Below are 24,839 nucleotides of genomic sequence, written 5' to 3' on the forward strand. Positions count from 1 at the left end.
GCAGCTGCGGATCTGGAAACGGCATCGCGCCGCTCTTTCCCGTCCGTCTCGCTTCCGGTCCGCCAGCGCCCACAGGTGCTCGCGCCCGCCGGATCGCCCGAGCAGGCGAAAGCTTGACTATCTCAAGCTGAAAAGTCTTGCAATCACAATAGTTTATAACATTTCTAGGTTTGGCCTCGATATCAGGCTGGGCGCGGGATTCCAGATCGGAACCTGATTTGGCAGTCGACTGCGGGTGCGGCCGACGCGAATGTCAGGCCCGGTTGCCTTCGGCATCGCCTCTCCGGCGGCCGGCACGACGCCCTTTCGCCCAGGGGATGCACATCGGCGTGCCGGTGACGGGATCGGGCACAATGCTGGCTGCTAAGCCGAAGACCTGCTCAACCACCTGCGCTGTGATCACCTGTCCCGGTTCGCCCGCGGTGACGATCTTTCCAGCCTTGAGGAACACCATGTGGTCGGCGTAGCGGGCAGCCTGGTTGAGATCGTGCAGGACGGCGACGACGGTTGTGCCACGTTCGTCGACGAGCGAAGCGATCAACTCCATGAGCTCGATCTGGTGGGCGAGATCCAGGAAGGTCGTCGGTTCGTCGAGCAGCAGGATGTCGGTCTCCTGCGCCAGCGCCATAGCGATCCAGGCACGCTGGCGCTGTCCGCCCGATAGACTGTCGAGCGGCCGGTCGCGCAGCAGGTTCAGGTCGGACAGCCGGAGGGCTTCAGAGCAGGCGTCCTCGTCAGCCTGGGACCAGCTCCCGAACAGGGAGCGATGCGGATAGCGCCCCTGCCGGACGAGATCGAGCACCGTCAGCCCTTCAGGAGCGGCCGGCCCCTGCGACAGGATGCCGATGCGCCGCGCCGTCTCCTTCGCCGGGCGTTCGGCGATGGAGCGCCCGTCCAGAAGGACCGTGCCGTGCTTGGGCGCCAGCAGCCCGGCCAGCGCCCGCAGGACGGTGGACTTGCCGCTGCCGTTCGGGCCGAGGAGAGCGGTGAAGGCACGTTCGGGCACGGTGAGGTCGAGCCTCTCGACGATCGTCGTCCCGCCATAGGTGAGCGACACCCGCTCGGCGGCAAGTGAAGGGGGCTGCGTCGGGTCAGGCCGGGACATGGCGGCGCCCCCATAGGAGATAGCCGAGGAAGGGCGCTCCGATCAGCGCGGTGACCAGTCCGGCGGGAAGCTGTGCGGGTGCGATGACGGTGCGCCCGAGCAGGTCGGCGGCCATCACCAGCACCCCGCCGGTCAGGGCAGCGACAGGGATCAGCCGGATATGAGCGGGGCCGACGAGGCGCCGCGCCAGATGCGGCGCGATCAGCCCGACGAAGCCAATCAGCCCGGCCGCGGCCACGGCCGCCCCGGAGATCAGCGTGCACAGCAGGATCGTCAGGCCACGCATGAGATTGACGCGCTGGCCGAGGCTACGCGCGGCATCATCGCGGAAACGGATGAGGTCTAGCTCTCGGGCGCCGAGCCAAATCAGCGCAAGCGGCCCAGATAGCCAGAGAGCGAGAAGCCGTACCTTGCTCCAATCGGCGTCGTAGACGCTGCCGGCGAGCCAGATCATGGCGCGCTGCACGTCGCGAATGTCGCCGAAGGCCGTCAATAGCGTGGTGACCGCACCCGTCAGCGAGCTCAGGCCGATGCCGATCAGGATGATGCGCAGCGAGGAGGTGCCGTTGCGCCATGACAGTGTGTAGATCGCCGTCGCCATCGCGCCGGCGCCCGCGAAGCTGGCCCAGGGCAGCAGCGTGGTGGGCGCGCCGGGCAGCGCCACGATCAGCAGTGTCGCAGCCAGCGCCGCCCCCGCATTGATGCCGAGGATACCGGGCTCGGCCAGGGGATTGCGCATCACCGTTTGAGCGACCGTGCCGGCCACCGCGAGCGCCATGCCGACGAGGAGCGAGAGCAGCGCGCGTGGCAGGCGCAGCTCGAGCAGGATCACCTGGGTGTCGGGCGATGCTGCTGCCGGATTCACGATTGCACGGGTGAGTTCGTGCACGGGAATCGTCACGTCGCCAAGAGCGAGGCTGGCCAAGGCCAGGCCCGCGAGCGTGGCGAGCAAGACGGTCACGATCCGCATCACGGGCGACCACCTACGCGGTATCGCGCCAGCCAAATGAAGAACGGTCCACCGATCAGCGCCATGGTGACGCCGGCCGGAAAGCTCTGGCTGCCCAGAAGCACGCGCCCGCCGGTATCGGCGATGACCAGCAACAGGGCACCGCCGAGCGCGCTGAAAGGTATGATCCAGCGATAATCCACGCCGACGCAGAAGCGGGCAACATGTGGCACAACGAGGCCGACGAAGCCGATCGGGCCGGCGAGCGCGACCGCCCCGCCGGCGAGCAGGATGACGATCGCAACGGCCAGGCCACGCCAGAGCGGCAGGCTCTGGCCGAGCGACCGTGCGACGTCGGGACCGAGGCTCAGCGTCGTCACGTGGCGGCGGAGGGCGAGCGCGGCGGCGAGACCCGTCAGGATATAGGGCGAGACGGCGGCAACCTGCGCCATGGACCGGCCCGAGAGTGTGCCGGCTGTCCACAGCCGCACGATGTCGAGCGTGCCCTGATCAAAGATCAGGATCGCGGTGGTCAGCGATGTGAGGAACCCAGCGAGCACCGCGCCGGCGAGAACCAGCCGGAGCGGTGAGCCACCGGAGCGGCCCGCCGAGCCGAGCACCTGGACGGTGGCGGCCGCTGCGACCGCTCCTGCAAAGGCAGACCAGACATGGATGTCGTCAGAACCGGCTCCGAACGCAGCGATGGCGACGACCACGGCGAAGGCGGCGCCAGCATTGATGCCGAGCAGGCCGGGCGAGGCCAGCGGATTGGACGTGACCGCCTGCATGATCGCGCCGGCGACGGCCAGTCCCGCGCCCGCCAGCAGGCCCGCCAGCATGCGCGGCAGTCGGATCGACGCGATCACCAGATGCTCGCGCGAGCCGTCGAAGGCGAAAATGGCGTCGAGCACCCGCGAGAACGGAAACCGTGCCGTGCCCAGCGTGACCGACCATGCCGCGACGAGCGTCAGAAGGCAGCACAGCGTGATCAGAACGACAGCTTTCCTGCCGTCCCCAACGGGCGCAGGCCGAGCGGACGCCGAGCCGGCTGTGATCCGGTTCGCGCTCACGGCGCCTTCAGGACGAAACGCTCGACATCGTCCAGGACCCGATGCGCCGAGGCGATACCGTGAAATCCCATCCAGGTCGCGCGGTCCACGCGATGGGCGCGGCCGGCCGCAACGGCGGGCAGCATCTTCCATAACGGGTTAGCGACGGTCGAGGCGGCGAGCGCGTCGTCGGGCGCAGGGTCGAAACCACTCACCACCACATAGAGCAGGATATCTCCCGTCAGAGCCGAGATCTCTTCCCAGTCCGGCCGCTTGAGTACGCCGCCATCCGACGTGGTCTCATAGGCGGTTCGCTTCACCCCCGCCTCCTGCAGAACCGCATAAGGCGCATAGGCCGATGGGCCGTCGAGATAAACATGGAAGCCACCCGGCCTGACCCGAACGACCGAGACGGGCGTCGCAGAGACGCGCGCCCTGATCGCAGCCACGCGTCGTTCATAGCCTTCCAGAGCGGCCTGCGCCTTGTCGCCGTTCCCGGTAATGTCGGCCAGGAGCCGGTATTGCCGCTTCCAGTCCATCTGTTCGATCAGGAGCGTCGGCGCGATCCGGGACGCGCTGTCGCGAATGCGGCCATGCATCTCTGCGCTCCCGACGATCAGGTCGGGCTTCAAGGCGATGATGCGCTCGATGCTCGGTTGCAGGGGGTGTCCGACATCCGCGACGGAGGATCGTCGCGCGGCGTCGCGCACGAGCGGCTCCTGAATGGCCGACAACGGAGCCCCAACGACTGGGACGCCGAGGTCCTGCAGGATGCCCATGGTCAACGCCGGATCGAGCGCGACGATGCGCTGTGGTGCAGCGGGAATGCAGACGCCTGCATCCGGGCCGCCGGACGAGACCATGCGCCCCTCGCAAGCCGCCATTGCCGTGGAGGTCGCAGAAGCGCAGATGAAAAGAGCGAGCAGAAGGCGATGCATGTCAGTGCCCTGTCTGGTCGTGCGAAGGCGGAGGCCGGTTCGTGCGGCCTCCGTCGTCCGCATCTCAGAACTTCGCCTTGAGGCTGACGCCGAAGCTCCTGCTCTGGCCGAGCGTCGCCATGCTGTCGCCGTCGAGATAGGTCAGATACTTCTCGTCGAGCAGGTTCTGGGCATAGGCGTTGATCTCCCAGTTCTCCCGCTTGTAGCCGGCCTGCGCGTTCACGATCGTACGGTCGCCGACGAAGCTGTTCGGCGCATTCACGGAGAAGCGCGCCATGTAGCCGGAGGTGTATTTGGCGTCCGCGCCGACATAGATCCCGTTCGCGAATTCATATCGGCCGCCGATGCCGAGGCTCCATTCGGGCGCCTCCGGGAACGGATAGCCCGCGAGTTCGATCAGGCCGTGCTGGCTCTTCCTGTTGAACTTCGTGTCGAGATAGCCGATCGACGCGAAAGCCGTGAACTGATCCGTCACGCGGAAGGACGGCTCGAATTCGAAGCCCCATGAGCGCGAATTCGCTGCGTTGGCGATCAGATTGTTCAGATTGACGAAATCCTCGATGTCGACCTGCTGCCGGCGGAACCGGGTGTGGAAGGCGTTGGCGTTGATGGTCAGACGGTCGTCGAACCAGCGGCCCTTATAGAACAGCTCGAAGTTGTGGGACTTCTCCGGATCATAGGTGTAGGTCGACATCCTGACGTTGTCATAGGCGATGCCGCCGTTCCGGAAGCCCTGCGAATAGACGAATCCGGCGGTGTGCCGGTCACCGAAATCCTTGGAAATGCCGAGCTTCGGCAGGAAGTTGAGCTCGTCCGTCCCCCCAGAATAGCGCGTGATCGCCGCCGCGCCCGTCCGCAGATTGCCGCGCCGGTAATAGTATTCGACGGACTGGTCGGTGTAGTCGAGACGAGCCCCGGCCGTGACCTTCCAGCTCGGAAGGAATTCATATGTCACCTCGCCGAACGCGGCGGCATTGGACGTCTTCTTGCTGTCCTTCTGATAGATCGTCGTCGTGCTCAGCCGGCCCTCGTAGAAATTCCGCCAATCGAGGTGGCTGCCATAGATACCGGCGACCCATTTCCAGGGGCCGGAATCGTAGTTCAGGCGAAATTCCTGGGTTAGCTGCGTGCTGCTGCGGTCTCCACGCAGCACATTGGTCTCACCATAAGTCCCCAGATTGATCGATGGACGCTGATGGTAGTCGTGGCTGACGCCGGTCTGCGACGTAAAGCGTAGCGCATCCGAGAGGTTGTGGGTGATCTCGAGTCCGACATTGTTTACCCGGGTCGAACGCACTTCCGTGTAGATCGGCAGATAGAAGTCAGAGCGCCTCTGCCGCCAGGGCAGGCCCATGGCCGGGCCGCCGATATCGCGCTCGCGAGGCGCATCCTGGGCAAAGGAATAGCTCAGCATCGCCTTGGTGTCCGGCAGCCCCGTCGGCGTGATCAGCAGCTTGCCGCGGATATTGTAGTTGGAGTCGGTCATCCACTCGTCGTAGCGCTGGAAGGCGACGAAGGACGGCGCGTTCAGATCGCTGCGGAATCGTTCGAACGAGCCTGCGATACGCGCGGCGACCTGGTTCTCGAGCAGCGGCATGTTGACCATGAAGGCCGCGCCGACGCGCCGGTCGTTGCCGATCGTTCCCTGGATCTCGAACTCCCGCTTGAAGGTCGGGTCCTTCGTCTTGATGTAGATTGCGCCGGCCATCGCTGCGCGGCCGCTGAGAGTCGATTGCGGCCCGCGATAGACCTCCACCTGCTCGACATCCCAGAGAGCGCGCGCTCCACGCCGCGTTCCCTCCTGCGTCTGGAGCACGCCGTCGATATAGAGCGAGCCGATCGGGTTGTTGCCCGATGCGAACCCTTCCGAGTTCACGCCGCGCAGGATGAAGCCGCCATTGATCCAGTCGGCATCCATCACATTGGCCATGCGCCGGAAGGCATCGCGGAAGTTCTGGATCTGCCCGTACTCGATATCCTTGGCGGTCACGATGCCGACACTGGCGCTGGTGTTCTGAAGCGTCGTCGCGTCCCGTGCGCCGTAAATCCTGATTTCATCGAGCGAGATCGTATCGGCCGGGAGCGCACCGGTGACCGCCGGCGATGGGCTTCCGATCAGCACGACCTGATTGCTGCCGGCGAAGCGCGCGCTGATGCCGGTGCCGGCCAGCAGCGCGTCGACCGCCCGAGCCGGGGTGAGCGCACCGTGAACGCCGCGTGTCGACTTCCCGCGCGTGAGATCGGCATCGAAGATAATCTGGAGTCCTGCCTGCGCGGCGAGACGATTGAGGGCCGGCGTCAGCGGGCCAGCGGGGATCGAAATGGCGTCACGTGCAAGCTGAGCCGAGGCCGCGGTCTGTGCCGAGGCAGGCGCGACGCCGGACAGAGCCAGCATCGTACCGGCCAGGAAAGCGAAACGTCGACGCCTTCCGGCGCTTCCCGAGATTGCATTGTCAGATATCGTCGCAGCCATCGAAACCCCCGTCCATGCGGCGTTCAAGGCGCCGCACTTCGTCCTCGACGCGGATCCTGTTCATCCGCTCACTGGGGTGACGATTGGCTCCAGGGCTTTGGGACTCGCCCCAGAAATAATTCCGCGGCCGTACTCTCGGCGAACGATGCGTCTGGCACGGCCGGGCTCACGCGATCTCGTCGCCGGCCAGACCGAGATGGCGGCGCATGGCCTGCCGCAAATCGTCGTCGCGCTGCCGCGGATCCTTCAGCACGCAGGTCGAGCAATACTCGCCGCCCTCCACCGTATAGAACCGGCAGCAGCCTCCGCGCCCACGAAACGTATAGGAAAACGGCTGCCCCGCCCGATCGCGGACGGACAGATCGAAATAATGAAGCTGGCGGTTGTTCAGCGGCGATCCCGGCCGCTTGAGAACGGCCATGGCCGAGGCCTTCGCGGCCTCCTGGCAGTCGAGCCGGCGCCCAGCTTCGATAAACCAGCCCGCGAGTGCATCGGCGACCAGTCGCCAGAAGGCGTTGCGAGAGAGCTTCGTCCTCGCATGGAGCTGCTCGATCAATGGCTCGAAATGCGCCTGCACCGCAGTGCAAAACGCGTCCGCGATCTGGTCGTGAGCCATCGGGCCCCGCGCATCCGGATGCGCTGTGTGATCCGTTCGGCTAGCGCGGAAGCCACCCGACAGATAGCGAACATGCGCGCGTCGGACTTCACGCATGTGTCCGTCATGCTCGTCTTGGGTCACGTGGAATAGAAGAGCGAAGCGAGACGGGGAAAGATCCGGAAGGATGCCAAAGCCCAGGAAGGCCGGCACTGTCGCGAGCGCGAAGACATACGCATAATCCGTCATCATCAACGAACCGCACGCCTTCCGATCGGTCCCCTCGCTAAAGGAGCCTTCGTAATCGAGGTATTCCTCTATCATGGTGTCGCTGGCGAAGAAGGCTTCGGCAGTGATCCAGCCCGACTCCAGTCCGCCGAGTTCGACCCTGATTTCCGGCCAGAGTTTTGCTTGAGAAGCCAAGGCGGAGCGCAGCGGCGAAACTTGCGTTCTCGGATTCGATAGCCCGTCTGTCGGCACCATCCTCATGTCCTTCGTGTTCCACGGATCGAAGCCTTCATGGACATGACGAATGGACGGCAGGGTTTGGGATGCGGATCTGGTGGGCGTCCAGCATCGTGATTGGCTGAGCGGCGCCGAGCCAATCTGCGTGGCAATCGCTGCGCAGGTTGAGAAGGCGGAATTGGCTGCGCGGGCACTGGAGACCTGACTGCGGGCGTATTATCGCTGGCATTCCACAGCTTAAAAATGGGCGTACTCGTGAGCCCGACGAATGTCCGCTTCCGGACAAGAAGCCAAGTTCCGCAATTGGCGCAGAGCTGACGCCGGTCAATGGGAAGAAAAGGCTTAGCTTGCACCAGCAGCGGTAGGTAGTTTTTACTGTCGGTGGTTTCATGCCCCCGCAACCAAATCAACAAAAGGCCGATCTTCGGCGCTCGAAGCCGCCCCTCCAAGGGCGGCTTTTTTGCATGCCAGCAGCAAACAGCGAGAAGCCGCGCCAGGTCGCCGTGCAGCTCAAGCGAGACGCCGCCGTCCCGAGGCGCGACAACGATCGTCTCAGCGCGCCGCTCCTGATCCTCCAGCGAGCTCTCCAGCTGGCCACGCGCCGCCGATAGGCTTCCGCAAGGTTCGGGTGGACGAAGACCGCAGGACGCTCGCCGGGCTCTGCTACCCGGATCTCCAGCGATCACCCCTCGAGCTCGCGGCGGCCGATCGTCCGGTTGTCCTGACATAAGCCCTTGGAACCCGGCCGGCGCAGCCATAGCGCCCTGCCGCCACCAGTGTGTAGCCCGCTTCGCAGCAACCGCAGGTGAGAAGACCCGACAGGAGATACCGCCGCCGGTGGGCGCGGTTCAGAACGTTCCCGCCTTCATCACGGCCCATCTCAAAGGCAGTTGTCTCCGGCCAGCGCGTGCGGCTTGCCACGTTGCTGCATCACTCTGATCAGGGCAGCCAATACACCAGCCAGCACTTCCAGGAGTTGCTGGCCGAGAACGGTGTCACCTGTTCGACGAGCCGCTCCGGCAACGTCTGGGACAACGCCGCGATGGAGAGCTTCTTCTCATCCCTGAAAACCGAGCGGATCGGAGCAAGGTCTATCGACCCCGCGACGCCGCCAGGGCGGACGTGTTCGACTACATCGAGCGCTTCTACAACAGCGTCCGCACTGAGCGTCCACAGAACCGGCAGCAGGCCAGTCGGATGCCTGCCTTGAGCAGCTCGAGCCCGAGCGTGCGACGTGACGCGGTCCCGGACGCAACGCCAGCCCAGACAGGGAGGCGATCGGCCCCAATCTGAGCGTTTTACAGGCACGGCGTCGTCATGCTCGCGCATAATCCGCCCCAGCCGATCTCGATCATGATCGGCATCCCGTGTTCTGCGAGAGGCCGCGCAGCTCCAGCCTCCGACCAGCTTTGTCGCAGCCCGGATGGTTGTGTGCGCCACCTCACAGACGGCAGGTCTCACAAGCCGCAAAAAGCGTCGCAGCACCGCCCGAGAGGGGCGGCAACACAGCGACGGAGTGGCATCATGCATGCGTTGAAGGCCGATTTTTTCGACGATATCGAGGATCTGAGCGATTTCCTGCGGCCCCGTAGCAGGTCGGTCATCGACCGCCTGGTTGGCCGAATGGCCGTTGGCCAGATATTCGGCGAGCAGTTCGTCTACGAGGTCCATGGACCGTTCATCCAGCAGCATCGTGTCCCCGTCCGGCGCCGTCCGCTCGGAGCGCTGGTGATCGACGTGCTGGTCGAGCGGCTGCGCAGGATCCGCGACCGGGCGCGGATGCGCCAGGCCGCGGCGGCGCTGTCGAGACTCGACGACAGGATGCTGAAGGACATCGGCGTCGCCCGCTCGGATATCGCGTTCGCCGTTCGGCGCACCGATCCGCGGTCCTGATCACGCCCCCGCCTGGAGACACCCCATGTTCCATGCTCATCAAGCCAATGCCCCGCAGATGGTCGATTTCGAAGCGGTCAAGCTCCGCCAGCAGGGCGCCTGGTCGTCCGGTGACTACGCCGTCGTCGGAACGACCCTCCAGATCGTCGGCGAACGTCTGTGCGAGGCGCTCGATTTGCGCGCTGGCCAGTGCGTGCTCGATGTCGCTGCCGGAAACGGTAATGCCAGTCTTGCCGCGGCCCGGCGTTGGTGCGACGTCACCAGCACTGACTACGTCGCATCCCTGCTCGACCGTGGTCGCGAGCGCGCCGCCGCCGAACGTCTCGACATCTCCTTCCGAGAAGCAGATGCCGAGGCGCTGCCTTTCGCCGATGGTGCCTTCGACGCCGTCATCTCGACCTTCGGGGTGATGTTCACGCCCGACCAGGAGCGCGCGGCTGCAGAGCTCCTGCGCGTCTGCCGGCCGGGCGGCAAGATCGGCATGGCCAATTGGACGCCGGATGGCTTCATCGGCCAGCTGTTCAAGACGATCGGGAGGCATGTCGCGCCTGCGCCCCGCTTGCGCTCGCCCGCGCTGTGGGGAACCGAGGAACGCCTGGCTGAGCTGTTCGGCCAGGCAGGGGTCTCGATCCAGGCGACGCGACGCGATTTCGTCTTCCGCTATCGTTCACCTGAACATTGGCTCCAGATCTTCAGCAGCTATTACGGGCCTGTGCTCAAGGCATTCGCGGCTCTGGAGCCGCCCGCCCGGGCGGAACTGACTCGGGATCTGATGGAGCTGATGGACCGGTTCAACCGGTCGGACGATGCGACCATGACGGTGCCCAGCAGCTATCTCGAGATCGTCGTCACGCGACGTTCGGAGTGAAGCGACCGGCTCTGCCCCACCATCCCCGAGCTCTTCGACAGATAGGCCGTGGCGCGAAAGGGCTTCGCGACACGGCCTGTGCCGCGTGATATAAGGGCGCCGTGCAGGTTGGGCGCTGTGTGACCTGCGGCGATGTCGGTCTGAAGGGGAAGGGCCGTGCATTTCATGCCCTGCGGCTTGCGCCAGGTGGCTCGACCGAGCCGGCGCGAGATCATTGCGCTCGGCGCTATCGCTGCAGTGCCGCACCCGGCGCATGCACAGCAGAATGCCCTGCCCGTCATTGGTTATCTCGGCTCGGAGTCCCCGGAGCCTTACGGCAGCCGCATCGTCGCCTTCGCCGAGGGGCTGGCCGAAGCCGGCTATGCGCAGGGGCGCAATGTCGCGATCGATTTTCGGTGGGCCGAGGGGCGCTACAGCCGGCTGCCGGCGCTCGCGATGGATCTGGCGGATCGCCAGGTCACCGTCATGGTCGCGCCGGGCGGAGCGGAAGTCGCGCTCGCCGCGCGCTCGGCGACCAGGACCATCCCGATCGTCTTCGAAATGGGTGGAGATCCGGTGGCGCTGGGGCTGGTCGCAAGCCTGGCCCGGCCCGGGGGCAATCTCACCGGCGTGACGAGCCTGAGCGTGGAGGTCTCGCTCAAGCGGCTGGAGTTCATGAGCGAACTGTTTCCGGCCGCCAGGGCCTTCGCCGTAGCCGTCAACCCGGCGAGCCCGACCGCCGGTTCGCAATCGCGAAACCTCCAGGCTGCCGCAGGCAGTCTCGGGTTGGAACTGCGCATCCTCAATGCCAGCAGCGAGCCGGAACTGGATGCCATGTTCGCGGCCGTATCCGAAATGCAGCTGGCAGGGCTGGTCTTCACCTCCGACCCCTACTTCGCTTACCGAAGCCGGCGCCTCGCCGAGCTGGCCGTCCGCCACAACGTGCCCGCCATCACCCAGGCGCGGGATTTCCCGGTCGCAGGCGGATTGATGAGCTATGGCGGCGACTTCCAGCAGTCGCACCGTCACACCGGCATCTATGCCGGCCGGATCATCAAGGGTGAGAAACCTTCCGACTTGCCGGTCCAGCGTGTCACGAAGGTTGAGCTGTTCGTCAATCTGAAGGCGGCCGTTCGCTTGGGCCTGGCTGTGCCGCCCTCGCTCCTGAGCAGCGCAGACATGGTGATCGAATAACTTGACGGGAAAAGCCGGGGCACGAGCTGACACGGTGACTCAATCGCCACCCAACCCACGAAGCTCGCTCTTCGCAAAGTATTTCATCGCGCTGTTCGCGGCGGTCGTCGTGCCTCTTCTCATCGCCGGCGGCAGTGAAGCCTGGTTCGGCCATCACGACCAGAAGGCCAGGCTGAACGAGCTTCTCGATGCGGAAGCCCGATCCGCTGCTGCGAAGATCCAGGATTTCCTGGATGGGATCCGGGATCAGTTGGCCTGGACAGTTCAACTGCCATGGACGAATGCCGTGGACGAAAGGCGCCGGCTCGATGCTTCTCGCCTGCTGCGCCAGGTGCCTGCCGTCGTCAGCCTGACGTTGATCGATGGCCTCGGCCGCGAGCGGCTGTTCGTCTCGCGCATCGGCCTGAACAGGATCGAGGGCGGCACGGACCACTCGGCAAGCCCAGCTTTCAAGGGCGTCCGCACTGGTGTGGCCTGGTACGGCCCTGTAACCTTCCATGCCGGCTCCGAACCGTTCTTGCCCATGGCCGTGGCCGGTACGCGCGCCGCGGTCGGTGTGGCGATCGCCGAGGTCAATCTCAAACTGATCTGGGACGTGATATCGGCGATCCGGGTCGGCCGAACCGGAAGGGCATTCGTCCTCGATCAGCCGGGGCGCCTCATCGCTCATCCCGATATCAGTCTCGTCCTACGGGCTGACCCAACGGCGACAGGGCCTCTCCAGCTTCTCAGGGCGAGGATCACGGCGCGAAGCGGCGAGGCGGTTTCGGGGCGCGACATCGGCGGAGAAACGGTTCTGGCCGCGATGGCTCAGATTCCCGGCGTCGACTGGAGCGTCGTCGTGAAGCAGCCGGTCGCCGAGGCCTTCGCACCGATCTACGCCGCCCTCTGGCGCACTGGCGCTTTGCTCATCGGTGGTGCCGGTCTCGCGGCTGCGCTTGCCTACTGGCTCACCCAGCGCATGATCGAGCCGATCCGCCTGCTGGAAGACGGGGTGGCGCGGATTGGCGCCGGGCAGTTCGATCACCGGATCGACATCGCCACCGGCGATGAATTCGAGCGGCTCGCGACCCGTTTTAACGAGATGGCCGGCGATCTGGCAGTCTCGCAGGAGCGCTCGGAGAGGATCGGCCGGCTCAAGCGGTTTCTCGCACCGCAGGTCGCCGAGCTGGTCGACCGGTCCGGCGACGACAGCGTGCTCGACGGCCGGCGTCTGGAAGTGGTCGTCGTATTCGGCGACCTGCGGGGCTTCACCGCTTTCTCGGCGCGCGCCGAGCCCGACATGGTGATGAGCGTCCTCAGCGAATATTATGACGCTCTGGACCGGGTCGTGATAGCGCACGGGGCCACGCTGACGCAGTTCTCGGGTGATGGCCTGATGGTCTTGGTCAACGCCCCGGTAACCTGCCCAGACCCGGCCTTGCGCGCCATCGATATGGCACGCGACATGCAGAAATGCGTCCAATCCCTCCTGCTCGAGCGCCAGATGCTGGGCCACCAGCTCGGTTTCGGATTGGGGCTCGCGATGGGGCCGGCGACGGTGGGGCGTATCGGCTCCGAAGGTCGGCTCGAATACACCGCGGTTGGAAGCGTCGTGAACCTCGCAGCGCGTCTGTGTGCGAGCGCTGGCAATGCCGAGGTCCTGGTCGACCCGGTCGCCGCGGACGCCGTCAACGGGCGAAGGCCGCTTGTCGAGCTGGATGCGCGCGTTCTGAAGGGCTTCGACCAGCCTGTCAGGGTTTTCGCAGCGTGATTGGCCTCAAGCCGCTTCTACCTTGGCGAGGCTCCGCAAAGCGTCGACATCCTGGATCAGCAAGCGGCCTCGTCCCAATGAGATCACGCCGCTGCGCTTCCAGTCCTGCAGGTGGCGGTTGACCGTCTCGCGGGTCACGCCGGTAAGAGATGCCAGCTCGTCCTGGGATGCGCGAACATCGGTGCCGTAATCGGCCGCTAGGACCAGAACGCGTCGCGCAAGTCGAATTGAAGAGGGAAGAAATCTCGTCTCTTCCAGGCGGCCGATCACGTCACGCAGCCGGGCGCAGAGGAGAGCGATAAGTTGTCGTGCTAGCGGAGGCTCGCGATCCAGCAGGCTCAGGAAATCGGGCCGCGGCAGGAAGAACATGTCGGTCTCCTCCATCGCCACTGCATCGGCGGTGCGAGCCTGGCCATCGAGCAAGGTGACCTCGCCGAAGACGTCACCGCCGCCGAGGACGTTCATCGTCATCTGCTGGCCGAGATCGTCCACTGTCCCGATACGGATCAACCCCCGTCGAATGGCATAGAGCCCGTCACCGGGATCACCCTTGAGAAACAGGACCTCCCGCGGGGCGAGACGCCGCTGCCTGCAGACAGCCGCGATCTTCTCGATCGCGAGCGGTTCGAAGCCCGCGAAGAACGGGTTCGCACTGAGGATCCGCGCCATGCGCTGAGAGACATCACTCATCGAAGCATCCGGGGACGGAATGAGCGATCGCCGGTATGGGCGATTGTAGCATATTATCCCGAGCGCCTGCCGATACGTTTCAATCCGGCGGGCTCGTCGCCCACGGAACGTCCGATCAGGTGATCCGGCTGGATGTTCGACGTGCGATCCAGGGCTTCGATATTCCGTGCCGCCGCATCCCCGAAGCGGCAAGCCATTGGCCTTTATGCGAGTGCACGGCTTCTGCGCCTGCAGGTCGTCTGCTCGCGCTGTCTCATCAGCGGTCTCGTCGGCAGGTCGCCGCGAAGCGCCAGTGAACAGACACCACCGGTCAGTCGGATGGAGGCCGTTGTGACCGGTAGGGTTCTCGCCACGGCGAACTCCTCCGCCACGCGATCATGGAAGCTCCCTACGAATGCGTATTGCCCTGTTCCCTGCAAGCGCTATCATTGCCTGGCGCAGGAGAATGTTGGGCGTGACGTCGTTGCAGACTATCCGCGGTCCGGGGCTGTTCATCGCCCAGTATCTTGGCAAAATTCCGTTCTTTTCCGACATTGGCGGCGTTTCCGGTTTTGCGGTGCAGAACGGCTTCGAAGCCCTGCAGGTGCCTGTCCACGACAGGGCGATCATCGATACCGGGCGCCTGGAAGAGAGCGATTACATCGACAACTGGCAAGCGACCATCGACCGTCACGGACTGATAGTGAGCGAGATCGCCGCGCATCGCGCCGGGCAGCTTCTGGCGGTCCATCCCGCCTATGACCAGGTGATGGATGCGTTCGCGCCCGCTCAGCTGCAGGGCGACCCGGCCGCGCGCCAGCAATGGGCCGAGCAGGAATTGCGGCGCGCCATCGCGCTCGCGGCCCGCATCGGCGCCGGCAAGCTCGCGACCTTCTCGGGCGGCCTGCTCTGGCCGTTCTTCTATCCCTACCCGCCGGCCCCGGCCGGCCTGATCGAGCACGGCTTTACGGCGCTTGCGGCGCGCTGGCGCCCGCTGCTCGATTATGCCGACAGCCTCGACGTCGACATCTGCTTCGAACTGCATCCGGGGCAGGACCTGCATGACGGTGCGACTTTTGCCGCCTTCCTCGACCGCGTCGAGCACCATCCCCGGGCCAAGCTGCTCTACGACCCCAGCCATCTCAGGCTGCAGCATCTCGACTATCTCGGCTTCATCGACCGCTGGCACGAGCGGATCGCCGCCTTCCACGTCAAGGATGCCGAATTCCGCCCGAGCCCGGATCGCGGTGTCTATGGCGGCTATAGCGCCTGGATCGACCGGCCAGGGCGTTTCCGCAGCCCGGGCGACGGCGACATCGACTTTTCCGGCATCTTCAGCAGCCTGACCCGCTACGGCTATGACGGCTGGGCCGTGCTCGAATGGGAGTGCTGCCTGAAGAACGCCTTCGATGGCGCCCGCGAGGGCGCACGCTTCATCGCCGACCACATCATCCGCACCACCCAGCGCGACTTCGACGCAGGCATGCGCCGCTCCGCGCCATCGGACGAGCTCGACCGCATTCTGGGGCTGAGATCATGAGCGAAGGCAATCCCGTGCTGGCCGCCCTTGGGCGGCCGATCCGCCTGGGCATTCTCGGTGGCGCCCCGCCTTCGCTGATCGGCCCGGCGCACCGCATGGCCGCCGCGCTCGACGGCCGATTTACCCTCGTCGCCGGCATGATGTCGTCGAAACCGGAACGATCCCGACGCGAAGGTACCGCCATTGGCCTCGCCGAGGACCGCTGCTACGGCTCGCTCGACGAGCTGCTGGCGCGGGAGAAGGCGCGCGCGGACGGGGTCGAGGCCCTCGCCATCATCACGCCCAACGACAGCCACACCGCCTATTGCAAGGCCGCCTTCGCCGCCGGGCTCGACGTCATGGTCGAGAAGCCGCTGTGCAACGATCTCGGCGAGGCGCGCGAGCTCGCGGCTCTGGCGCGCGCGAGCGGCGTCGCGGTCGCGCTGACGCACACCTATTCCGGCTATCCGATGCTGCGCGAGATGCGCGCGCGCATCCTGGCCGGCAAGATCGGCGCGGTGCGCCTCGTTCAGATCGACTACCTCGCCGGGGGTAATGCGACATTGGTAGAGGCGACGCCCGAGGGCGCGGCGCGCTGGCGGCTCAACCCCGAGATCAGCGGCCCCTCGCTCGTCCTCGGCGATATCGGCACCCATGCCCATCATCTCGTCGGTTTCGTCACCGGCGAGGCGATGGCAACGGTCTCGGCCGAGGTCGGCACGCTGGTGCCCGGTCGCAAGGTCCACGACATCGCACAGATCCGCTTCCGACAGGCCGGCGGCGCGCGCGGGCGGATCGAGGTCAGCAATGCCGCTGCGGGCGCGTCCAACCTGTTCCACATCCGGGTCTTCGGCGAGACCGGCCATCTCGCCTGGAGCCATGGCGCGCCCAATGAATTGCTGCTGGGCCGGCTCAATGGCGACATCGTCGTGACCGGCGCCGGTAGGCCCGATCTCTCGGCGGCGGCGCGGGATGCGACCCGGCTATCGCGCCCCGGCCACCCCGAGGGCCTGATCGAGGCGATCGCCAATCTCTATTGCGGCTTTGCCGATCTCATCCTGGCGCGGCGCGGGCTCAGGCCCGCGACCGACATGGCGAAGCTGACGCCATCGATCGACGATGGCGTCGCCGGGCTCGCCTTCGTCATGGCCTGTCTCGAAAGCTCCGCCGCCGGCGGCGCCTCCACGCCCCTCGCCTCCAGCCTCTAGCGGACGTCATCATGGCAACGATCGTCATCACCGGCTGCGATATCGGCCTCGGCGTCGAGTTCGCCCGGCAATATGCGGCCGAGGGGCACAAGGTCTACGCAACCTGCCTTTCCCCCGAGACCGCGCACGAGACCCGCGCCATCGCGGGCGATGTCGCGGTGCTGAAGCTCGACATGACTGACCATGCCGGCATCGCGGCCTTCGCGGCCGCGCTTAGTGGGCGTCCGGTCGACATCCTCCTGAACAATGCCGGTATTGGCCGGCCGCACCCGCCCTTCGGCGAGACCGACTATGCCAACTGGCGGCGCATTCTCGAGACAAACCTGATTGGCCCGATGAAGCTCGCCGAGACGCTGGTCGAGAACGTCGCGGCGAGCGAGCTGAAGATCATGGCCTTCGTCTCCAGCCGCATGGGCTCGATCGCGCTGAACCAGAGCGGGGGCTCCTATGCCTATCGTTCGAGCAAGGCGGGGCTGAACATGGTGGTCAAGGGCCTCGCCGTCGATCTCGCACCGCGCCATATCAGCGTCATCGCGCTGCATCCGGGCTGGGCCGCGACCGAGCCGGGCGGCCGCGTGCCGGTCGAGGAGAGCGTTGCCGGCATGCGCGGTGTGCTCCACCGCGCCGGGCGGCACCACACCGGCATCTTCCAGACCTATCACGATCAGCCTTTGCCCTGGTGACGCCGATGAAGCCCGAGATCGTGACCGTCCTGCCCGGCCCCTTCGCGCTCGGGGAAGGCCCGTGCTGGCATGGCGGCGAAGGCGCGCTCTATTTCGTCGATGCGCTGAGGCCGGCGATCCATCGCTGGCATCCGGCGGAAGGGCTAGCGACCTGGGCGATGCCGGCGATCGTCGGTTCCTTCGCCATCCGGCAAGGCGGGGGGCTGATCGCCTCGCTGCAGACAGGCTTCGCCGCGGTCGATCTCGCAACCGATGCCGTGACGCCGCTGGTCGATCCCGAACCGGAGAAGCCGGCCAATGTCCTGAACGACGGCAAATGCGACAGGCGCGGCCGGTTCTGGTGCGGCTCGCGCGACGGCGCGCTGAAGGACCCGAGCGGCGCGCTTTATCGGCTCGATCCCGACCTCAGCGCTCACCGCATGGACCAGGGCTTCATCGTCTCCAACGGCATCGCCTTCTCGCCCGATGATCGCACGATGTACTTTGCGGATTCGCGGGCCGAGACCGTCTTCGCCTATGATTTCGAGATCGATTCCGGCGCCCTCTCCAATCGCCGCGTCTTCTTCTCGACCCGCGAGATCGAAGGGCGCTGTGACGGCGCTACGGTCGACGCCGAAGGCTTCTACTGGTGCGCGCTGGTTCATGGCGGCAAGATCGCCAGGGTCGATCCGAAGGGGCGCTTCGACCGGCTGATCGACATGCCGGTCAAGCACCCGACCATGTGCACCTTCGGAGGCGACAAGCTCGACGTGCTCTACGTCACCAGCGCCGCCTCGATGCTGAGCGAGGAGGAGCGGGCACGCACGCCGCAGGCCGGGAACCTGTTCGCCATCCATGGCCTCGGCGTGAAGGGCCTGCCGGAGCCGATGTTCGCGGGGTGACGGTCTAAGCCACACCAGACGGCTTCGGCGTCGCGCCTTCCCGCCCCGGCGTACTGCGCATCAGCGCCATCGTCTGCAGGTTGGCGCGCTGCAGCCGCACCGGCGGCAAGCCACGCAGGATCAAAGCGAGGTCGTCGAGCACGCGCTCGCCCATGTCGTGGAAGGCGGCGGGAATGCCGCCGGCCCGGTGCGAGGAGAGCAGCATGTCCGAACGCCGGACCGGATCGTCGGCGGGGACGGGCTCATCCGGAAAGACGTCGGTCGCGACCCTCAGGCGCCCGGCCTCGGCGAGCAGAGCGGGAAAGTCGACGATGGCGGCGCGGCTCGCCAGCACCAGGATGGCGCCATCGCGCATCCGCGCCAGCGCCTTCGCATCGATGAAGCCGGGATTGTCTTTGGTCGCGCCGGCGAGCAGGAAGACGACATCGCTGGCCACCAGCAATTCGTCCAGTTCGCAGGCCCAGCAGCCCTCATCGGCGATCGCCGAGGCCGGCAGCCAGGGGTCGTGGACCAGGATTTCCGGCCGGAAGCCTTCCAGCAGCCGGCGCAATGCCCGGCCGAGGTTGCCGAAGCCGACCAGCCCGATCCGCGCCCGCGACAGCAGGACCGAGCCGGCGCAGCCGAAGCGGCCATAGGCCTCCGTGCCCTCGCGCATGGCGCGGTCGCCGGCGGTGATGCCGCGCGCCAGGTCGAGCGCCAGGCCGAGCGCCATCTCGGCCACCGGCACCGCGAATACCGGCGCGACCGAGAGGACCTCGATGCCCCGTGCGGCACAGGCGCCAGCATCGACATTGGGCAGGAAATTGCCCTCGACATTGATCACCGCCCGCAAATGCGGCGCCCGCGCGATCCGCTCGGCCGGCAGGTCGGTCTGCCCGAGGATGGCGCTGATGCGCGGCAAGGCATCCTCGACCAGGGCCATCGGTAAACGCCCGTCGATATCCTCCGTCACCACCTCCGCCAGCGCGTGCAGACGGCGCATCTGCTCGGGATCGAAGATCGAGCCGGCTCGGCGCGGGTGCGGATCGAGCAGGATGAGCGGCCGCGCCATCCTCAAGCCTTGCCGGAGAGGACGAGCGGGGCCGCAAGGGTCGTGTTCTGCGAGCGGAAATAGAGCCGGATCGGGATGCGCTGGGAGGAGCCGACGCCGGGCTTCACCGCACTGAGCTGGATATGGTGCGACGGGTTGCCGGTGATGCGGAAGCTGCCATCCGCGCTGGTCTTGACGCTGCGGTTCTCGGCGAAGGTAGTGAAGCTGAAGACCCAGAGCGTGACGTCGGCGCCTTCGACCGGCTTGCCCTGCGCGTCCAGCACCTGCCCGATGACGAGCCCGTCGTCATGGGTCGAGGCATAGAGATTCCAGGCAGCGGCGACCGCAAGAATGGCGGCCGGCACCAGCACGAAGCGGTTGAGCAGCCACTTCTTCCAGCCACGTCGCGGGCTGCCGGAATAAGCTTCCATCGCCTAGCCCTTCGTCGCGCCGGAGGTGAGGCCCTGGATGAACTCCTTCTGCGCCAGCAGGAAGAGCAGGATGCCGGGCGCAAGCACCATGATGCAGAAGGCGTAGAGCGCCCCGGTGGTATCCTCCTGATAGGACAGGAAGCGCGCCAGGCCGAGCGGCAGCGTCTGCATCTCCGGCGTCCGCGTCATGATCAGCGGCCAGAGGAAATTGTTCCAGGACCAGATGAAGGAGAGGATCACGTTCGTCGCCATGGCGGATTTCGCCAGCGGCAGCATGATCGTCCAGACGATGCGCCATTCCGGCAGGCCGTCGACCTTGGCCGCATCGATCAGCGAGCCCGGGATCGCATCGAAGCTCGCCTTGAACACGAAGATGCAGATGATCGTCGAGAACTGTGGCAGGGCCAGGCCGACATAGGAGTTCAACAATCCGAGCTGGCCAGTGATCAGATAGGCCGGGATGATCGTCGCCTGGAACGGCACCATCATGCAGGACAGGAACAGGATCAGGATGAAGCCCTTGCCCCGGAATTCGCGGGTCAGCGCATAGCCGGCCATCGCGTTGAACACGACATTGGCAGCGATGGTGATCACCGAGACGATGACGCTGTTCAGGAAGTAGCGGGCGAACGGGATCGCGTACCAGACATCGACATAATAGAAGAGGTGCGGGTTGCGGGGGATGATGCTGGGCGGAAACGTGAAGATGTTCTCGCCCGAGACGGACGTCTTCAGCACCCAATAGAACGGCACCAGCATCACGAAGCAGACAGCGATCAGCGCCAGATGGATCGGCCAGGTCGGAGAGCGGCGCATCATTCCATGTCCCTGGCGCCGGCATTGCCGCCGGAAAGCCGGTTCGCCGCCCAGGCGACCGTGATCAGGAAGACGAAGAACACCACCGTCACTGCAGCCGCATAATCGAAGCGCGTCTGCACGAAGCCGAGCTTGTAGATGTAGGTGACGAGGATCTCGGTGGCGCGGCCGGGGCCGCCGCCGGTCATGACGTAGACCAGGTCGAAGCTGGTCACCGAGTTCAGCATGCCGATGACGAAGCACAGGAAGATCGAGGGGCGCAGCAGCGGCAGCGTGATGCGCCAGAAGCGGTCACCGGCGGTGGCGCCGTCGATCTCGGCGGCCTCGAACAGCGAGCTCGGGATGTTCTGCAAGCCGGTCAAGAGGATGATCATGTAGAAGCCGAGCATCTGCCAGATATTGGCGACGACGACCGAGGGCAGCGCCCAGAAGAACGAGTTCAGAAACGGGATCGGCGTGTCGGTGAGGTGCAGCAGCCTTGCGACATAGTTTAGGAGGCCGACGCGCTCGTCATACATCCAGCGCCAGATGATTGCGACCGCCACCGTCATCAGTGGATAGGAGAGGAAGATCAGCGTGCGATAGATGTTGCGGCCGCTGATATTGGAATTGACCAGCAAGGCGAGGCCGAGCGCCATCGCGATGCCGACCGGTGCCGACAGGATGATGAAGACGGTGTTCCAGAGCGATTGCCAGAATACCTCGTCGGTCAGCATCTCCTCATAGTTCTCGAGGCCGATGAAGACCGCCGGCTTCAGAGGCGACCAGGCCTGGAAGGAGAGCAGGATGTTCCAGGCCAGCGGCAGGATGCGATAGAGCAGGAAGATCAGCAGCGACGGCAGGAGAAAGCACCAGACCAATATGGCCTGGCGCGTCGTCGCCCTGCGCAGGAAGGAGGTACGCCGCCGTTCGGGCGCGGCGGACATAGCCATTGCCATAGCCGGCGCTGCTCCCCCGTCAGGACCGGCGCATGACGCGCGTCACGGCGCGCTCGGCGTCCGCCAGCGCCGTCTTGGCGTCCTTGCGGCCGAGCACGGCGTTCTGGATCTCGGCCCAGAAGGCGTCCTTGACCTGGGCATCGTTCGGCAGGGGCCAGTTGCCGCACATCTTGTCGGTGTGCTCGAGCTGGGTCATCAGCACGGCATGGGCCAGCGGGTCCTCGGTCTTGACCTTCTCCAGCCCGACCTTGTCGGCGGCGAGGTTGCCGGTGAGGATGCGGCGGCGCACCGAGAACTCGGTCGCCCATTTGTTGCCGGTCATGTGCTTGACCAGGGCCCAGGCGAGGTCCGGGTTCTTCGACGATTTCGAGATGGCGAAGCCGTGATTGGTCGGGGTCGACCAGTTGCCGGGGTTCTGGGCCGCACCGAGCGTGTCGGGATTGACCCAGGGCGCCTGGCCCTTGACGAAGAAATACGAGGCCGAATGAGCCTGCAGCATGCCGACATTGCCGGAGGCGAAGGCGCCGTTGGGCTCGACCCAGCGCCCGGTCCAGGCGATCTTGTTGATGCCGCCGGACGCCGTCGCCTTGGCCAGCTTCTCCAGCACCTCGGTCGTCTTCGGCGTGTTGAAGGCCGGCGTCTTCATGTCCGCCTTCAGCAGCTCGACGCCGTTCATCTGCATCAGCGGCCAATAGAGCCAGTCGAAGTTTAGCGTGAGGAAACCGGTCTTCTCGCCCTTCGCCATCGCCTGGCTGAAATTGACGATCTCGTCGAATGTCTTGGGCGCGTCCGCCAGGCCCGCCTCCTTGAACATCGTCTTGTTGTAGAACAGCAGGGTCTTGGCGATATAGAACGGAACGACGTAGTTCTTCTTGTCGTAGACGAAGCTCGACAGGTAGTCCTGATTGTAGAGCTTGGCGACATCCGGCTCTTTCTGCATGTAGGGCGTCAGGTCGAGCAGGGCGCCATTCGCTGCCCACTCCACCCAGATCGCACCCTGGAGATCGACGATGTCGGGCGCGGTGCCGGCGACAAGCTGCGTCTGGTAGAAGGCCGGCAGCTCCGGCCCCTTCTTGTCGAGCCACTCGATCTCGACGCCGGGATTCTGCGCCTTGAAGTCGGCGAACTCCTCTTTGAACAGCGCCTCCTGGTCGGCGATGTTCCAGGTCAGGATGCTGAGCTTGCGGTTCGACTGCGCCCGCAGATAGGCCGGCATCGCGACCGTTCCCGCCGCAGCGAGGCCGCCCTTGATCAGTGTTCTGCGGTCCATGCCGCCCTCCCTGAGATGAATGGCACCTCGCCTCTCCGGGCGAGCTTCGGCAGTGATGATAGCGGTTACATTCGGTCGGTCAAGGCGACTTCGCGTTCGCAAGAACCTGCCTGTGTTATACAACTTCCAGTGCATTTCGTTTGATTGACAGGCTCATGAAAGCGATGTCATTTAATTTCCCGCCCCGCCGTGGAGTCCGTGCCGTTGCCGTCTCGCCGCCCTGAAGAATTGCGCAGCGCGCGCTGGTATTCGGCGCAGGGCATGCGCGCCTTCGCCCATCGCCAACGCATGCAGCAGATGGGCCTGCGCCGCGAAGAGTTCATGGGCCGGCCGGTGATAGCGATCCTGAACACCTGGAGCGATCTTTCGCCCTGTCATGCGCATCTGCGCGAGCGGGCCGACGCGGTGAAGCGCGGCGTCATCCGCGCCGGCGGCCACCCGGTCGAATTGCCGGCCCTGTCGCTCGGCGAAGTCATGGTGAAGCCGACCACCATGCTCTACCGCAACTTCCTCGCCATGGAGGCGGAGGAGCTGCTGCGCCAGCACCCGATCGACGGCGCCGTGCTGCTGGGGGGCTGCGACAAGACCACGCCCGGCCTGCTGATGGGTGCGCTCAGCATGGACCTGCCGGCGATCTTCTGCCCGGCCGGACCGATGCTCAACAGCAGCTGGCGCGGTACGCGGGTCGGCGCCGGCACCCACACGATGAAATACTGGAACGAGTACCGGGCCGGGCAGCTCGACGAGACCGAGCTGGTCGAGATCGAGGGCATCTCGACGCGCTCGCCCGGCACCTGCAACACCATGGGCACGGCCTCGACGATGACCTCGATCGTCGATGCGCTCGGGCTGATGCTCCCCTTCGCCTCCAGCATCCCCGCCATGGATTCCGCCCATACCCGCATGGCCTCGGCCTGCGGCGAGCGGATCGTCGAGATGGTCTGGGAAGACCTCAAGCCCTCGCAGCTCCTGACGCAGGGCTCGGTGCGCAACGCGCTGCATGTCGATGTCGCGCTGTCGGGCTCGACCAATGCGGCGATCCATTTCATCGCCATCGCCCGGCGGGCGGGCCTCTCGATCTCGCTCGACGATTTCGATGCGGTCGCGCGTGAGACCCCGATCCTCGCCAATGTCTTCCCGGCTGGGAACTACCTGATGGAGGATTTCTACTTCGCCGGCGGCCTCGGCGGGCTGATGTCCCGGCTGAAGGACCGGCTCGATCTTGGCGCCCGCAACGTCCTCGGACAGACGTTGGGCGAGGCGCTGGAGCGGACGCGAATCGTCGACGAGGACATCATCCGGCCGCTCTCGAACCCGGTCAGCGAGATGCGCGCCATCGCCGTATTGCGTGGCAATCTCGCGCCCGATGGCGCCGTGATCAAGCCGTCGGCCGCGACGCCAGAGCTCCTGGTCCATCGCGGCAAGGCGGTCGTCTTCGACGGCCCCGCAGCTCTCGCCAAGGGCGTCGAAGACCCCGATCTCGATGTCGACGAGACCAGCGTGCTGATCCTGCGCGGCGCCGGCCCAGTTGGTGCGCCAGGGATGCCGGAATGGGGCGCGCTCGCCTTGCCGAAAAAACTGCTCGCCAAGGGCGTACGCGACATGGTCCGTATTTCCGATGCGCGGATGAGCGGCACCCATTACGGCACCTGCGTCCTGCATGTCGCGCCGGAATCGCATGTCGGCGGGCCCCTCGCCCTGGTCCGGACCGGCGACGAGATCGTGCTCGACGTGCCGAACCGGCGCCTCGACATGCTGGTCGACGAGGCCGAGCTCGATCGGCGCCGTGCCGCCTGGAAGGAGCCGCCGCCGCTCTATGGCCGCGGCTACGGCATGCTGTTCCAGCGCACGGTGACTCAGGCCGACAAGGGCTGCGATTTCGACTTCCTCGAACACGGCCCGCCGACGGCCGAGCCGGGGATCTTCTGATGAAGAGGGTCCCTCCGCGAAACGCTGATCGCCTGGGCTCTTCCCTTCCCCCTTGCGGGGAAGGGTATGGGGATGGGGGGCGAACGACTGGGTGCAAGGCCGCTTGTAGAAGCGAATCGGTCCGATTTCCGGGCAGTTCGCTCCGACTTTGCGCCCCCCACCCCTATCCCCTCCCCACAAGGGGGAGGGGTCCCCGCGCCTTTT

At 65.7% G+C, this 24,839-nt stretch carries 21 protein-coding genes and 1 pseudogene; 10 read left to right on the forward strand and 12 right to left on the reverse strand.

All coding sequences use genetic code 11. The features are described 5' to 3' along the window. Positions 1-253: 253 nt before the first annotated feature. The 6 genes from ACQKLX_RS12715 to ACQKLX_RS12740 all read right to left on the reverse strand — a co-directional run bounded on the left by ACQKLX_RS12715 (position 254) and on the right by ACQKLX_RS12740 (position 7,592). Positions 254-1,105: an ABC transporter ATP-binding protein gene (locus ACQKLX_RS12715; RefSeq protein ID WP_427361936.1), complete on the reverse strand. Its 852-nt coding sequence runs from the start codon at positions 1,103-1,105 to the stop codon at positions 254-256. Further along, on the reverse strand, positions 1,092-2,075 hold the full coding sequence (locus tag ACQKLX_RS12720; RefSeq protein ID WP_427361937.1) for a FecCD family ABC transporter permease: 984 nt from the start codon (positions 2,073-2,075) through the stop codon (positions 1,092-1,094). The genes ACQKLX_RS12715 and ACQKLX_RS12720 overlap by 14 nt, the downstream gene beginning before the upstream one ends. Then, the gene (locus tag ACQKLX_RS12725; protein WP_427361938.1) at positions 2,075-3,124 is read right to left on the reverse strand and encodes a FecCD family ABC transporter permease; all 1,050 of its coding nucleotides are present in this window, start codon (positions 3,122-3,124) and stop codon (positions 2,075-2,077) included. The genes ACQKLX_RS12720 and ACQKLX_RS12725 overlap by 1 nt, the downstream gene beginning before the upstream one ends. After that, positions 3,121-4,041, reverse strand: a complete 921-nt coding sequence (locus ACQKLX_RS12730; RefSeq protein ID WP_427361939.1) for an iron-siderophore ABC transporter substrate-binding protein — start codon at positions 4,039-4,041, stop codon at positions 3,121-3,123. The genes ACQKLX_RS12725 and ACQKLX_RS12730 overlap by 4 nt, the downstream gene beginning before the upstream one ends. A 64-nt stretch (positions 4,042-4,105) precedes the next feature. Continuing rightward, positions 4,106-6,436 (reverse strand): TonB-dependent receptor, encoded by a 2,331-nt coding sequence (locus ACQKLX_RS12735; protein ID WP_427361940.1) that lies wholly within the window; start codon positions 6,434-6,436, stop codon positions 4,106-4,108. 244 nt (positions 6,437-6,680) lie between these two features. Then, complete coding sequence (locus tag ACQKLX_RS12740; protein WP_427361941.1) at positions 6,681-7,592, reverse strand: (2Fe-2S)-binding protein; 912 nt, start codon at positions 7,590-7,592, stop codon at positions 6,681-6,683. 904 nt (positions 7,593-8,496) lie between these two features. Here ACQKLX_RS12740 and ACQKLX_RS12745 point away from each other — a divergent pair. From ACQKLX_RS12745 to ACQKLX_RS12765, 5 genes and pseudogenes are all read left to right on the forward strand, one after another. Continuing rightward, a pseudogene (locus ACQKLX_RS12745) lies at positions 8,497-8,867 on the forward strand (IS3 family transposase); the annotation flags it as partial. Positions 8,868-9,302: 435 nt separating this feature from the next. Then, positions 9,303-9,467: a YjiS-like domain-containing protein gene (locus ACQKLX_RS12750; RefSeq protein ID WP_427362135.1), complete on the forward strand. Its 165-nt coding sequence runs from the start codon at positions 9,303-9,305 to the stop codon at positions 9,465-9,467. Positions 9,468-9,492: 25 nt separating this feature from the next. Continuing rightward, complete coding sequence (locus ACQKLX_RS12755; protein WP_427361942.1) at positions 9,493-10,335, forward strand: class I SAM-dependent methyltransferase; 843 nt, start codon at positions 9,493-9,495, stop codon at positions 10,333-10,335. A 165-nt stretch (positions 10,336-10,500) separates the two neighbouring features. After that, the gene (locus ACQKLX_RS12760) at positions 10,501-11,508 is read left to right on the forward strand and encodes an ABC transporter substrate-binding protein (protein WP_427362136.1); all 1,008 of its coding nucleotides are present in this window, start codon (positions 10,501-10,503) and stop codon (positions 11,506-11,508) included. A gap of 34 nt (positions 11,509-11,542) precedes the next feature. Next, complete coding sequence (locus ACQKLX_RS12765; protein ID WP_427361943.1) at positions 11,543-13,261, forward strand: cache domain-containing protein; 1,719 nt, start codon at positions 11,543-11,545, stop codon at positions 13,259-13,261. Between the two features lie 6 nt (positions 13,262-13,267). On the opposite strand, the gene ACQKLX_RS12770 is transcribed toward ACQKLX_RS12765, so the two are convergent. Continuing rightward, positions 13,268-13,951 carry a Crp/Fnr family transcriptional regulator gene (locus ACQKLX_RS12770; protein WP_427361944.1) on the reverse strand — a complete coding sequence of 228 codons (684 nt, stop codon included), beginning with the start codon at positions 13,949-13,951 and terminating at the stop codon, positions 13,268-13,270. 445 nt (positions 13,952-14,396) lie between these two features. Here ACQKLX_RS12770 and ACQKLX_RS12775 point away from each other — a divergent pair, with 445 nt between their 5' ends. The 4 genes from ACQKLX_RS12775 to ACQKLX_RS12790 are packed head-to-tail and all read left to right on the forward strand — an operon-like array spanning position 14,397 to position 18,221. Continuing rightward, complete coding sequence (locus ACQKLX_RS12775; protein ID WP_427361945.1) at positions 14,397-15,470, forward strand: sugar phosphate isomerase/epimerase family protein; 1,074 nt, start codon at positions 14,397-14,399, stop codon at positions 15,468-15,470. Further along, entirely contained in the window at positions 15,467-16,657 is a 1,191-nt protein-coding gene (locus tag ACQKLX_RS12780; protein ID WP_427361946.1) for a Gfo/Idh/MocA family protein, read from the forward strand. The genes ACQKLX_RS12775 and ACQKLX_RS12780 overlap by 4 nt, the downstream gene beginning before the upstream one ends. An 11-nt stretch (positions 16,658-16,668) precedes the next feature. Further along, the gene (locus ACQKLX_RS12785; RefSeq protein ID WP_427361947.1) at positions 16,669-17,340 is read left to right on the forward strand and encodes an SDR family oxidoreductase; all 672 of its coding nucleotides are present in this window, start codon (positions 16,669-16,671) and stop codon (positions 17,338-17,340) included. A gap of 5 nt (positions 17,341-17,345) precedes the next feature. Next, on the forward strand, positions 17,346-18,221 hold the full coding sequence (locus ACQKLX_RS12790; RefSeq protein ID WP_427361948.1) for an SMP-30/gluconolactonase/LRE family protein: 876 nt from the start codon (positions 17,346-17,348) through the stop codon (positions 18,219-18,221). A gap of 4 nt (positions 18,222-18,225) precedes the next feature. Here ACQKLX_RS12790 and ACQKLX_RS12795 read toward each other — a convergent pair whose 3' ends face one another. From ACQKLX_RS12795 to ACQKLX_RS12815, 5 genes are read right to left on the reverse strand one after another with little or no spacing between them, the layout of a single operon-like run. Then, on the reverse strand, positions 18,226-19,272 hold the full coding sequence (locus tag ACQKLX_RS12795) for a hydroxyacid dehydrogenase (RefSeq protein ID WP_427361949.1): 1,047 nt from the start codon (positions 19,270-19,272) through the stop codon (positions 18,226-18,228). A 2-nt stretch (positions 19,273-19,274) separates the two neighbouring features. Then, a complete protein-coding gene (locus ACQKLX_RS12800) occupies positions 19,275-19,682 on the reverse strand; it encodes a carboxypeptidase-like regulatory domain-containing protein (RefSeq protein WP_427361950.1) in 408 nt (135 codons plus the stop codon). A 3-nt stretch (positions 19,683-19,685) separates the two neighbouring features. Then, positions 19,686-20,498 (reverse strand): carbohydrate ABC transporter permease, encoded by an 813-nt coding sequence (locus tag ACQKLX_RS12805; protein ID WP_159650145.1) that lies wholly within the window; start codon positions 20,496-20,498, stop codon positions 19,686-19,688. Then, positions 20,498-21,430, reverse strand: a complete 933-nt coding sequence (locus tag ACQKLX_RS12810; RefSeq protein WP_427361951.1) for a carbohydrate ABC transporter permease — start codon at positions 21,428-21,430, stop codon at positions 20,498-20,500. Before ACQKLX_RS12810 ends, ACQKLX_RS12805 begins: the two co-directional genes overlap by 1 nt. 25 nt (positions 21,431-21,455) lie before the next feature. Further along, positions 21,456-22,706, reverse strand: coding sequence for an ABC transporter substrate-binding protein (locus tag ACQKLX_RS12815; RefSeq protein WP_427361952.1), 1,251 nt, complete (start codon positions 22,704-22,706; stop codon positions 21,456-21,458). 204 nt (positions 22,707-22,910) lie between these two features. On the opposite strand from ACQKLX_RS12815, the gene araD reads away from it, so the two are divergent. Further along, entirely contained in the window at positions 22,911-24,635 is a 1,725-nt protein-coding gene (araD, locus tag ACQKLX_RS12820; RefSeq protein ID WP_427361953.1) for an L-arabinonate dehydratase, read from the forward strand. Positions 24,636-24,839: the final 204 nt, after the last annotated feature.

The organism is Allobosea sp. NPDC003192, assembly GCF_050275675.1.
Taxonomy (GTDB): Bacteria; Pseudomonadota; Alphaproteobacteria; order Rhizobiales; family Beijerinckiaceae; genus Allobosea.